Genomic DNA, 13,314 nt, shown 5'->3' on the forward strand with positions numbered 1-13,314 from the left:
AATGTTTTGCCCTGGAAAGCCGCAGTGCGGCATCCAAACAAGCAACAGGCGCTAAATGAATATTTTGCAAATTTGAATAAAATGAATACCTTCGGCGCGGACCTGGCGAAACGCTACGGCAAACGTTCCCAGAAAATCGCGCTGCAGTTAGTGAAAGACGGCGTTGCTAAAAATAACGAAGATGTCAATACGGTTTTGCTCACCGGATTTTATCATGTGTACGGACCGATTAATGAATATTTTTAATAGCGAGGTGAATTTATGAATACATTGCGCAGAAAAATTTATATGACTGGCGGATACAACACTATTTCTCTGGGCACGGGACGAAAAGAATTTCATCCCAAGAAACCGAGACCGGGAATAGATCATTATATTTTAGAAGCGGGCCGGGGCACGCTGGAAAAAATTGGCGGCGGCGAACATGTGGACGAAGGAGCTATCGGAAATTTCATGGCGTCCCGTTACAATAAACAGGGGCATCTGGGAGCCTTTTTCGGAGCAATTGATGATACGCTTTTGTACAAGCCTGTTTTGCGGACGGAAGGTGCATGCGCGTCCGGTGGATTAGCGCTTGTCTCGGGAATGCGATCCGTGCTGTCGGAAACTGCTGACGTTGTTTTAGCGCTTGGCGTGGAAGTGCAAAATTCGGTGAAAGCGGTTTACGGCGCCGATATTCTGGCAGGCGCCGGCTGGTTTCATGATCGGAAAACGGGTCATGCTCACTTTTTCCCGGGACAATTCAGCAACCGCGCCGGAGCTTATTTTGAAAAATACGGTCGGGAAAAAACACGGCGGGCATTTGCTCGCTGGTACCGCAACGCCATCGAACACGCGCGGCTGTGCCCCACAGCGCAGGAGTATCACAACACAACGGAGGATCTGGAAGCATTGGCTTTGACCGAGCCCAATCCCCGAACTTTTGTGGAATATCTGAATGTGTTTGACTGTTCCAAAGTGTCTGACGGTGCGTCTGCCATTGCCATTGTGTCCGAGGAAGGATTGAAAAAATTGGGCATTCCTAAAAATCAGGCTGTGGAAGTAGTTGGATTCGCCAATGTGGTTTACGACATTACCAGACCTCCGGAAGATTTGACGGAATTAGGAACGATGAAACGTGCTGTCGCTCAGGCGATAAAAAATGCAGGTATTTCAGTCGATGAAATTGGCACTGTGGAAACGCACGACTGCTTCACAATCGCCGGAATTTTAGCGATGGAAGCGATTGGTCTGGCAAAACCCGGCGAAGGGGCAGATTTTGTGCTCGAAGGGAATACTGCTCGCGACGGAAAAATTCCTTTCAACACCACAGGAGGACTCATCGGCTGGGGACACCCCACAGGCGCCACTGGTGTGCACCAGGCAGTAACTATCTGGGAACAATTAACCGGGAACGCCGGCGATGCACAAATTGAAATTTCCCCGGATCGACCTTATGGCATGTCCATTAACATGGGCGGCGATGATAAGACGTTGGTGGTGATTGTTTATCGGCGAGGGGAATGATCGAAAAAAATTAAGAAATTTTTGAATAGACCATAGATGAACGCGGATTTGGCGGATTTTCGCGGATAAAATCCGCAAGGATCCGTTTAATCAGTGTGAATCCATGTTTTTTAGATGCAATTATTTTAAATTCAAGTTTCTTATTAATTTTTGCTGAGTTATTTTGTTCATACATCAATTTCAAAAATAGATAAATAAGGAGGTATCTATGAAATCGAGTAAATTGATGAAAGCTATTATTTTTTGGATATTTATTCTCTCTTTACCGGCTTTCTCACAAAATTCAAAAGTTATTCTGAACCAATTAAAAAAGGAATATCAAAAACTCGATGAAATTTTTTCTCAAATGAAATTTTCAAATTCACAGATCCACAAGAAATTTCTTTCTCATACAAAATTTAATATTGATAGTTTAAAAAATGTGTTAAGAAAACAAGGAGTTGAAAACAGAGATATAGTATTCTGTATAAATTCAATTGATTTAGACGATAATTTTGAATTGCTTGATTTTAATTTACATGATTGGAGTGAAGATACATATCGAGTTACAGCGAGATTGAGATGCAAAACAAAAATATATACAGATTTTGTAAAGCTAACATATCAATTTTATAAAGATAACGTACTTGTTGGCGCGGATTACACTTTTGTTGATTTTGTAACGTATGGATATTCTGGAATGTCACCTTATCAAACTTCATTTCTAACTGATTATGCTGAAAAATATGATTTTGATAATATTTTATTTTTTATATCTTATTATGAGGAGGATGGTTCAGATGATATATATTGGGATCAACTTATGAAATTAACCAATGTGGTGATTAATAAAGAAGATAACCTAAATCATTGGATTGGAACAGTGGAGAATCGCTCAAATTATTCATTTACTTTCCCTAAAATTTTTGCAGCAATTTTTAAAAATGATAAAATGGTAGAACTGGATTATACATATTTGGATTTACTTTATGCTCCATCTGATTCCATAAAAATTTTCTCGGTTACTGCTTACCCAACTGAAGCAGAACAAGTTTCTATTAAAAATTATTCAAATAAAGAACTACAAGATAGATTTCTACCTCACACAACAGCAACATTTGACTCTTACATAAATTTACCAGATGAATATGATAGAATAAAATATTACCTTAATTACGCCTTATACTCATTAGAAGGATCAGGAAATATCCCTCCAAATTTCCCCGTTTTTACGGATACTGCATATTCCACAGTGGAACGTACCAATTTTTCTCCGTCGATATTTTTGCTCGATCATGAGGGAGATTACTTAAATGTGGAATTAAATTGGGGTGATAATTCAGCAATCAATTGGTCTAACCCAATATTGTCAAATTCTGTAATATCATTTGATCACTCCTATACGGAATCTGACGTGTACTACATTATCGCTAAAGCAAAAGATGACTCTGGCGGCGTAACAGAATGGAACGATAGCATTAAAGTTAGTATTTCCCCGATTGAAAATTTATCAATAATTCAAAAGCAACTTAAAAATGGAGAATTCAAAAAAAGTTATGATGACACTATAGAAGTCATGGGTGGCATTCCCCCTTACAAGTGGCAGATTATTGATGGCAATTTGCCAAATGGTGTAATTTTGAATTATAATACTGGAAGAATTTATGGTTCTCCTTTTGAATCAGGGAAATACGATTTTATTGTTAAGGTTATTGATAATGGAGTGCCAACAGATGCTGACTCTGCTGAATTTTCATTAGAAATTTTTAATAATCCCCCAGCTATTGTTTCTTCAGATTCTATATCCGTTTATGAGCATCAGCAGATGACTTATACAATCAGAGCGATTGATCCTGATTCAAATGTCATTTTTTTCAACTTTAAGAATTTCCCAAGTTGGACAGAAATTAAAAATGACAGCAGTCTATATGGAATACCACCGGAAGGAGCAATTGACACCTCATTTCTCGCGATTGCCTCTGACGGAGAACTTAGCGATTCCATAAATGTTAATGTAATTGTTATTCCTGTAAATGATCCGCCCAAAATAACCAATATTGAAGATTTTAGTTTTCTAAATACTGAAACTTACAAGATTAATTTAGATACTTGTGCTACAGATCCAGATAATACCATTGAGTCTTTAGACTGGATTGTTATTTCAGCAGACTCAAATTTAATTATAGACACTAACAACCATATTGTCCAATTTAGTGCATCAAATTGGTCTGGAACGGCAAAAGTAAAGTTTGTTGTTGAAGATTCCCTTGAAGGTAAAGATAGTTTGTCTGTCAATGTGACCGTCAATTACCCTTCTCAAATTTTATTACAAAAGGATAATCTCCCTGATACATATTTTCTTGGAAAAATTTATCCCAATCCGTTTAATTCAACTTTGTCAATATCTTTCGGTTTACCAGAGCCTACCAATGTTGCAATTGGCATCTACAATGTGATTGGTGAAAGAGTCGCTCAATTGGTGAATGGAAAAAATTATGCGGGCTATTACAAGATTAACTGGAATGCTAATGATAGACCTTCAGGAATATATATCATAATAATGAAAACCAAAAAATATGTTAAGAGTCAAAAGTGTCTTTTGATAAAGTAGTATAAAGTTGTCAAAATCGGACTTTTTTAAGAGGTTTATGAATGAAATTTAATAAAAAATTCGCATCCATTTTACTAATTTCTTTCTTTGCTTCTATTACTTTCGCCCAGGAAAAACAACCTCCGTTAGAGCCCTATTTGCAATTTGTCGTCGAACCTTATTTGCAGCAATCCACGCAAACGACAATGACCATCATGTGGGAAACAAATTTATTGTCAAATTCGATCGTGGAATACGGGCAGGAAATTCCTTTACAAAACAGGAAACAAAACGACAATCTAAAAACCATCCACGAAATGACTCTGACCGAACTTGCGCCGGAGACGAAATATTTTTACCGGGTAATTTCTCAAGACAAAAAAGGCGATTTCATTGCCAGCAAACTTTTCACTTTTCAGACTGCCGTGAAAGAAAAGTCTGCTTTCTCTTTTGTCGTATTTGGCGATTCACGGACTTACCCGGAGACATTCCAGCGCATTGCCGAGCGCGTTTTTGCTGAAAGACCCAATTTCGTGATTCATGTCGGAGACGTCGTTACTAACGGCACTAAAAAAGAACAGTGGGTTCGCGAGTACTTGCAGCCAGCATCTATTTTCATGAGTCGTTTTTCAACCTATGTGGCCATCGGAAATCACGAACGAAACGCCCACTGGTTTTATGATTACTCCAGCTATCCTGACCCGGAAAATTACTATTCCTTCCGATACGGCAACGCGGACTTTTTCATCGTGGACACCAATGAAGACCTGAAGCCGGACAGTGAGCAGATGAAATGGTTAAAATACGGATTGGCACATTCCAAAGCCAAATGGAAATTCGTCGCGCACCATCATCCGCCCTATTCTTCAGATTCCAACGATTACGGTGATACGTTCAACGGGACAATTTCTCCTCTGGGTGATTTGAAAGTGAGGAAAGCGCTGGTGCCGCTCTACGAAAAATACGGCGTGGACATCGTCTGGGTGGGTCATATTCACAATTACGAACGCACTTTTCCCATTCGAAATGGCAAAGTTGCGGATGGGAAAAAGGGTGTCATTTACATTCAAACCGGCGGCGGTGGCGCCGAATTGGAGCCGTACGCGCCCACGCGAAGCTGGTTCACGGCAAAATTGCTGAAAAATTGGCAGTATTGTTTGGTCACCATTCACGGCAATTCGTTGCGCATGATGGCTTACGACATTGACGGAAAGATGTACGATTTTTTGGAAATAAAAAAGTGATTCTTTGCCACAGGAACGCAGTTGGTTCGGAGATGAAATAAAAAATAACTGCGGAGAGAATTGGTAAAAACATAAACATGAACAGAGAATAAGGGGCGGGATTATAAAAATTAGTTAGCCGCTTTAAAAATCTGGCGCAAGCAAAACGCCAAATTTGTGCAAACAAAAAAACGGGAAAAATCCCGGGGAGGCACTCATGAACAAGAGAATTCAAATTGTTGGAATTTTCACAGTAGCCCTCGTGTTTATCGCTTTCAGCTTACTCATGGCTGATGAAAATTCTTTCAAAAAAGCCGGCGGTTCTGGATATTTTTCCATTGGGATGTCAAAGCTCGATATTGGGGATCTTAATTCCAGATTGGCGGCAAAAGGCTATCCTGAATTTTCCGACAATTTCCTCTCTATGGGCGGCGGCGGGCACACTTTTAGGGATAAACTGGTGATTGGCGGCGAGGGATTCGGGCTTACAGCGAGCGAAGAAAAATTTTCGCTGGGAAATACAGCGTACAAAGCGAATTTAGCCGTTGGTTACGGTTTTTTTGACATTGGCTACATGTTGTTTTCAAGTAAAAAAGTCAATATTTTTCCCATGTTAGGAATTGGCGGGGGCGGCGCATCGATAACCATTATCCAATCGGGCACAGCTTCTTTTGATGATGTTTTGTCAAACCCGAAAAGAAACACGGAGCTTAGCAAAGGTGCGTTCCTGCTTAATTTGTCTTTGAACGCCGAATATTTTATTACCTTCAAGGAAAGCAAAGAAGGCGTCGGCGGTCTTCTTTTGGGCGTTCAGGCGGGCTACACAATAGCGCCTTTTACTTCTGACTGGAAAATTGACGAGTACGATGTAACCGGCGGCCCTGATTTTAACTTTAGCGGCCCTTACCTGAGAATAGAATTCGGCGGAGGTGGCATGGGACGATGAATTTTGTAGTGACAAAATTCAATGTTAATTGGTCAGATTTACTCCGAACAAATAATCCCGCTCTTTTTTTTAAGACGAAGGCGTTAAAGTTTTTTTGAAAAGAGAAATTCATGAGTCCGGTCTGAAAAACTGGTTTTTTGGCTTTTTTAGAGCAAACACAGAAACGGATAAGCAATTATTTTTACAACATTTTATTAACATAAGCCTGGATTTTAGTTTCGATCCATTAAAAAAAGCACAAAAAAATAATCAATCGAAATTCTTAAGGAGAATTTTATGGTTGGAATAGTAGGTTATGGCACACAAATACCGCGTTATCGGATTCGTGTCGAGGAAATTGCCAAAGTGTGGGGTTGCCAAAGTGTGGGGCGCAGATGCTGAATCTTATCGTCGGGGCTTGGGTTTGAAGCAAAAATCCATCCCGGCGCCAGACGAAGACACAGCGACGCTCGCAGTGAATGCAGCTCGCAATGCCGTATTGCGTGCCGGAATTGATCCGGCGCAAATTGGCGCTATTTATGTGGGGAGTGAATCGCATCCCTATGCAGTAAAACCCACGGGTACAATTGTCTCTGCTGCGCTTGGCATGACGCCGCATACCCACACTGCAGATTTGGAATTTGCCTGCAAAGCCGGTACTGAAGGGCTTTTTATCGCCATGCAGGAAGTAATCGCCGGAGCCATCGAATATGGCCTTGCCATCGGCGCAGATACATCTCAGGGCGCTCCGGCTGATGCATTAGAATATTCTGCCGCAGCCGGCGCAGCCGCGTTCGTAGTCGGAAATAAAGATTTAGTCGCCGAATTAGTAGATACGCACTGTTTTATGACAGACACTCCTGATTTTTGGCGGCGGGAACACGCAAATTACCCGAAACACGGGGGGAGATTCACCGGAGTCCCGGCGTATTTCCGGCACGTCAAAGGGGCTGCCTGGGCGTTGATGGAAAAAGTAAATATGAAACCGGAAGATATCGATTATGTCATTTTTCACCAACCTAACGGGAAATTTCCGGTAACTGTGGCAAAACAGTTGGGTTTTAAGGAAGACCAGTGGAAACACGGACTTTTGTCTCCTACTTTGGGAAACACTTACTCTGGCGCATCGCCCATGGGATTCGCTGCGACGCTGGATGTGGCAAAACCCGGCGAATTGATCATGTTGGTTTCTTTTGGATCGGGCGCTGGCAGTGACGCTTTTCTTTTTCGAGCCACAGACAGACTCAAGCACGTGCGCGAAAAAGCGCCGTTAGTGCGAAAACAATTGGATGATCATATTATTCAGGTTGATTACGGCACTTACGCGAAATTCAGAAAGAAAATTTTGCGCGCCGAGTAATTTTACTTAAAAATGTGCTTGAGTCAATTATGACACGAGAAATTTAAACTCGTTTACAGGAGGTAAATCCATGCGAGAAGTTGCAGTTATCGGAGTTGGCATGATAAAATGGGGCGAACTCTGGGAAAAATCAATCAGAGATTTATGTGTCGAAGCGGCGTTAAATTGTTTGGACGACGCTGGCGTGGATCGCTTTGATGCGATCACCGTGGGGACCATGTCCAGCGGATTGTTCGTGGGACAGGAACACCTTTCCGCGATGGTGGCAGATTATCTTGGAAATAAACACGCCGGAGCAATGCGCGTGGAGTCAGCATGTTCGTCCGGTGGACAGGCAGTGCGAAGTGCGTTTTTGGAAGTGGCGTCGGGCATGGCAGACTATGTGTTGGCGATCGGCGTAGAAAAAATGACAGATGTCGATGGCGAGGAAGCGACTTATGCTCTGGCGACCGCAGCAGATCAGGAATGGGAAGTGTTTCACGGCGTGACTTTTCCCGGACTTTATGCGATGATGGCGCGTCTCCACATGGAACGTTATGGTACGACGCGGGAGCAGCTCGCAGAAGTCGCTGTAAAAAATCATCACAACGGCAGTTTGAATCCCAATGCGCAATTTCCGTTCGAAGTTACCCGCGAGCACGTGATGTCTTCGACAATGGTAGCGGACCCGCTGCGGTTGTTTGACTGTTCACCTATTACCGACGGTGCGGCTGCTGTTTTGCTGGCTCCGTTGGAAGAAGCGAAAAAACTGAAAAAGCATGCTCCCGTGGTCATTTCCGGCGTTGGAAATGCAACGGATACTATCGCACTGGCGCAACGGAAAGACTTGCTCAAATTAGAAGCAGTTAACCTTTCCATCGAACGCGCGCTAAAAATGGCAAGTCTGAAAATTGAAGATGTTGATTTTGCCGAAGTGCACGATTGTTTTACAATCGCCGAGTTGATGATTATGGAGTCTATGGGAATTGTGAAAGAAGGAGAGAGCGGCCCGGCGGTGATGGATGGCATGACTGCTCTTGACGGAAAATTTCCCATCAATCCATCCGGTGGGCTAAAGGCAAAAGGCCATCCGGTAGGCGCGACTGGTGTGGCGCAGATTTGCGAAGTGGTTACGCAATTGCGCGGTGAAGCCGGAAAACGGCAAATCAAAAACGCGCGTATCGGAATGACACAAAACATGGGAGGCTCAGGCGCCAGTTCTGTTTCACATATTTTGGAGGTGAAATAATGCATATACCACGATTTTGGCGGGAAATACCGCGACGTTATCGAATGGAAGCAGAAAAATGTGTACAATGCGGTCATATTGCATTCCCGGGACGATTGATCTGTCCGGAGTGCGGCAGCCGGCAATTTGAAAAAATAACTCTTTCCGGAAAAGGAAAATTGGAAACATTCACAATTATTCGTGTAGCTCCTACTGGTTTTGGCGATCAGGTGCCTTATGCAGTTGGAATTGTCGAGTTGGACGAAGGCGTCCGGCTCATGGCACAAATCACCGATTGCGATCCGAATCACCTGAAAACAGGAGACCGACTGATTGCCAAATTCCGTCGCATCAACGAGGAGGGAAAAACCGGGGGGATTATGTACGGATACAAATTTGTGCCGGATGTGGGGGTGTGATTTAATAGCACGCGGATGACACGGATGAAACGGATTTTCGCGGATTTACAAATTTAATCAAATAATAATCTCTGGTAATCTGCGAACAGACGGCGTTGGAATCAAAAAAATATTTAAAACCACAACAAACACGAAGCGCACAAAGGATAAATTTGAATTTGTAATTGTCAATGTATGAATCTCTGTGTCTCCTTCGCGTCCTTTGTGGTTTTAAAATTGATTCGATAGCTCCGATCCGCGTCCCTCCGTGTGCTTATGAAGTAATTTCGAGGACAAAGATGCCGACAAACCAAAAATTATTCAAACGAATTCTCATCGCCAACCGCGGCGAAGTGGCGCTGCGAATCATTAAGGCCTGTCAGGAATCGGGGATTGAAACTGTTGCTGTTTACTCTGAAGCAGACGAGAATTCTCCCCATTTAGAGCAGGCGGATTTTACTGTTTGTATTGGACCTGGTCCCAGCAATCAGAGTTATTTGAACAAAGAGGCAATCTTGCAGGCGGCGATAAATTCCGAGTGTCAGGCCGTCCATCCGGGGTTTGGCTTCATGGCTGAAGATGCTCTTTTTGCCTATATGTGCGAACAGAACAAACTCAGTTTTATAGGCCCTTCGGCAAATTCCATTCGATTGATGGGGAATAAATCTGTCGCAAAAGTGACAATGAAAAATGCCGGCTTGCCAACCATCCCCGGTAGTGACGGAAATGTAAAAGCTGTGAACGATGCGCTAACTGTCGCGGAAAAAATTGGCTATCCTGTGCTATTGAAAGCAACTGCCGGCGGCGGAGGCAAAGGTATTCGCCCCTGCAAAAATGAGGCGGAGCTGAAAAATCTGTTCGCGCAAGCGAGTATGGAGGCAGAAAAAGCCTTCGGCGATCCGGCGCTGTATCTGGAAAAATTGATTCAGCACGGCAGGCATATCGAATTTCAAATTTTAGCTGACTCTTACGGAAACGCCATCCATTTGGGAGAACGCGAGTGTTCTGTTCAACGAAAAAATCAAAAACTCATCGAAGAATCGCCTTCTCCGGCTGTGGATGACAATTTGCGAAAGAAAATGGGGGGGATCATCTGCGATGCTGTGGCAAAAATCGGTTATACTAATGCAGGGACAATTGAGTTTTTAATGGATGAAAATAAAAATCTCTATTTTATGGAAATGAATACCCGCTTGCAGGTGGAGCACCCGGTAACAGAGATGATCACCGGATTTGATATTGTGAAAGAGCAAATAAAAATTGCCGCGAATTATCCGCTTTCTTTGACGCAAGACGATGTAAATTTTTCGGGTCACGCCATCGAGTGCCGCATCAATGCTGAAGATCCGCAGAATAATTTTTTACCATCGCCGGGCCGGATTACTGAATTTGAAATTCCCCAAAACGAGGGTCCGGGAAAAATTCGTGTGGACACACACGTTCGCACAGGATATGAGATTCCCACTTATTATGATTCCATGATTTGCAAAATAATTGCCTGGGGAGAAACGCGCCAGAATGCAATCGAAACTATGATCAATGCATTGAAAAAATCTTCGATCAAGGGGATTAAAACTACCATTCCTTTGCATCTGGAGATTTTGTCGCATCCGGATTTTATCAGCGGAAATTATCACACGGCATGGTTAATGAATACGTTTTTTAACGAGGAAAAATAATTTTTAATTTTATCGAAACAGGAAGGCAATAGGAGCAGCAGCCAATGGCAAAAGTGATCTTGGAGCGAATTGGTTCGACCATTTCTAATTTTATGGGAGTTGAGGATTTCAACAAGAATCTGAAAGAGAATGAAAATCTCAATGAGAGATATTTAAAGGCGAGGGAGGAAATTCGCGCTGGTTGGGGGAAAACCTATGTGGAGCGAGTTCACAGAAAAGGCAAGTTAACCACGTGGGAGCGCATCGAAGCTTTGAAAGATGAGGGCAGCAAAGTTTTCCCCATCGGCACTTTTGTCAACTATGGCATTGAATTTTTTGACGGAAAGACAAATCGCACCTCGCCCGCGGCAGGTGTAATCACCGCATTCGTGAAAATTGAAGGCAGATACACGGTTGTGATTGCCAATGATAACACAGTTGCTTCCGGCGCCTGGTGGCCTTTGACGCCGGAGAAAATTGAACGGGCGCAGGAAATAGCACTGCGGCTGCGGATACCCGTGGTCTATTTGATCGATTGCAGCGGGCTCTTTTTGCCGGAACAGGCGAAAACATTCCCCGGGAAAACCGGTGCCGGGTATATTTTCAAAATGAATGCTTTGCTCAGCGCCCAGCAAGTACCGCAAATTGCCGGTGTTTTCGGAGATTGCATTGCCGGCGGCGGATACATGCCAATCATCAGCGATGTGGTTTACATGACTGAACAAGCCTACATGGTGATCGCCGGTGCCGCATTGGTAAAGGGGGGCAAAAGTCAAAAAATCACGTCGCTGGACATCGGCGGCCCGGATATCCATGTGCATCTTTCCAATTGCGCGGATTTTCGCGTGCCCGATGATCGGGCAGCATTGAAAAAAATTCGTTCTGAAATTGCAAAGTTGCCGACTCCGGCGAATGACTATTATCGCTACGGACAGGAACCAGCGCCTCCTCATTTTTCATCAGATGAAATTCCTGGAATTTTGCCTCCTGACCATCGCGTGACCTATGACATGCGTCAGATCATTGCCCGTATTCTGGATCATAGCTTGTTCTGGGAGCTTTTCCCTCATAAAGGGAAGGAAATCATCTGCGGCGTCGGCAGAATCAATGGAAATTATGTGGGAATTATTGCTAACAACGCTTTTCTCACGGATCACCCGGTGCATCGCAGTACACGCCGTCCCGGCGGAATTCTCTATCGCGACGGCATCGCTAAAATGACCAGCTTCGTGCGCGCCTGTAACGACGATGGAATCCCGCTTATCTGGCTGCAGGACGTGGCGGGATTTGACATCGGACTCGAAGCGGAAAAAATGGGATTGTTGGGTTACGGTTCCGATCTTTTGTATTCCATTTCCACTTCCACTAATCCAGTGATTACCGTGCTGCTGCGCAAAGCTTCTGGCGCTGGCTACTATGCAATGAACGGCAGACCCTACGAGCCGATTGTACAATTTTCCACGCCGTTGACGAGGCTGGCTGTAATGGAAGGCAGAACTCTGGCGATTGGTGCTTATCGCACGAAATTGGACGATGATTTTAATATTATTTTTACGAATAAGGAAGAATACGAAGCAATTAAGCGAGGGATGGAAGGAGTTGAGCAGCGAATCACGAAAGATATGGATCCAATTTTATCGGCGCGACAGTTGGATACAGACGAAATTATTCTGCTTCACGAATTGCGGCCTTATTTGGAAACGATGATTGACATGAGCTATCAAAGTATTGGCTATCGTCGCGTGAAAAATCCGCGCATCTGGTCGATGCATGATATTAAAGCACTTTATTGACGAAACCAAAATCTCTGACAGCAACCAAAGTCGAAGAGGAAGAGATGATTGCTCTGATTGAAAAAGAAGATTCCCAAATTCGAATTTTATCTCCTGCGGTTGGATTTTATTCTGAAATGCCGCGAGAAAAAACTTTTGTCACCGGCGGCGCAATGATCGGCAAACTGACTGTATTGAATACGAGTTTTTTTATCTATTTGCCGGAAAATGTGAGTGGAATTGTGAGTTACAGCGAATCTCCGGATCGAATTGTCAACGTCGGCTATCGCGATGAACTATTTCGACTGACAGCGGAACAGACGGAGATCGTCCGGCAGATTTCGGGCGCTGAAAAAATTGAGAGCAATGATGAATTTGCAGAAAACGGTTTTGTGGTGCGCGCATTTACCACGGGTATTTTTTATCGTAGACCTTCTCCTGACGCCGCGCCTTATGTGGAAGAAGGTCAGCAAATTGAAAAAGGAAAAGTTCTGGGCTTAATTGAAGTAATGAAGACGTTCAATCACATCATTTTTCAAGGCACGGAAAATTCAAATAGTGGAGTAGTCAAAAAAATTCTGGTCCAGGACGGCCAGGAGGTGAAGTTAGATCAGCCGTTGTTTGTTATTAGTTAGTGGACACTAAAAATTGAGTGGGGTTCTGGAAACTAATTTTAATTCTGACTTTTTTATTTTA

Annotated in this window: 10 protein-coding genes and 1 pseudogene; all 11 read left to right on the forward strand. The window is 43.3% G+C overall.

Features of this window, described 5'->3' with window-relative positions:
- Positions 1–246 (forward strand): hypothetical protein (locus GXO74_08085; GenBank protein ID NOZ61628.1); only part of this gene is annotated, 246 nt, incomplete at its 5' end.
- A 15-nt stretch (positions 247–261) separates the two neighbouring features.
- Positions 262–1,506 carry a 3-ketoacyl-CoA thiolase gene (locus GXO74_08090; protein NOZ61629.1) on the forward strand — a complete coding sequence of 415 codons (1,245 nt, stop codon included), beginning with the start codon at positions 262–264 and terminating at the stop codon, positions 1,504–1,506.
- 208 nt (positions 1,507–1,714) lie between these two features.
- A complete protein-coding gene (locus GXO74_08095; GenBank protein ID NOZ61630.1) occupies positions 1,715–4,096 on the forward strand; it encodes a T9SS type A sorting domain-containing protein in 2,382 nt (793 codons plus the stop codon).
- A gap of 41 nt (positions 4,097–4,137) precedes the next feature.
- On the forward strand, positions 4,138–5,319 hold the full coding sequence (locus tag GXO74_08100; protein ID NOZ61631.1) for a metallophosphoesterase family protein: 1,182 nt from the start codon (positions 4,138–4,140) through the stop codon (positions 5,317–5,319).
- 196 nt (positions 5,320–5,515) lie between these two features.
- Positions 5,516–6,244, forward strand: a complete 729-nt coding sequence (locus GXO74_08105; GenBank protein NOZ61632.1) for a hypothetical protein — start codon at positions 5,516–5,518, stop codon at positions 6,242–6,244.
- A gap of 276 nt (positions 6,245–6,520) precedes the next feature.
- Positions 6,521–7,583 (forward strand): annotated as a pseudogene (locus GXO74_08110) (hydroxymethylglutaryl-CoA synthase).
- Between the two features lie 70 nt (positions 7,584–7,653).
- Positions 7,654–8,811 carry a thiolase domain-containing protein gene (locus GXO74_08115; protein NOZ61633.1) on the forward strand — a complete coding sequence of 386 codons (1,158 nt, stop codon included), beginning with the start codon at positions 7,654–7,656 and terminating at the stop codon, positions 8,809–8,811.
- Positions 8,811–9,209: a Zn-ribbon domain-containing OB-fold protein gene (locus GXO74_08120; GenBank protein NOZ61634.1), complete on the forward strand. Its 399-nt coding sequence runs from the start codon at positions 8,811–8,813 to the stop codon at positions 9,207–9,209. Before GXO74_08115 ends, GXO74_08120 begins: the two co-directional genes overlap by 1 nt.
- A gap of 278 nt (positions 9,210–9,487) precedes the next feature.
- Entirely contained in the window at positions 9,488–10,867 is a 1,380-nt protein-coding gene (gene accC / locus GXO74_08125; protein ID NOZ61635.1) for an acetyl-CoA carboxylase biotin carboxylase subunit, read from the forward strand.
- Positions 10,868–10,911: 44 nt separating this feature from the next.
- Entirely contained in the window at positions 10,912–12,639 is a 1,728-nt protein-coding gene (locus tag GXO74_08130; protein ID NOZ61636.1) for a propionyl-CoA carboxylase, read from the forward strand.
- A 116-nt stretch (positions 12,640–12,755) separates the two neighbouring features.
- Positions 12,756–13,253, forward strand: coding sequence for an acetyl-CoA carboxylase, biotin carboxyl carrier protein (locus GXO74_08135; GenBank protein NOZ61637.1), 498 nt, complete (start codon positions 12,756–12,758; stop codon positions 13,251–13,253).
- The last annotated feature ends 61 nt before the right edge of the window (positions 13,254–13,314 follow it).

The organism is Calditrichota bacterium (assembly GCA_013152715.1).
Taxonomy (GTDB): domain Bacteria; phylum Zhuqueibacterota; class Zhuqueibacteria; order Thermofontimicrobiales; family Thermofontimicrobiaceae; genus 4484-87.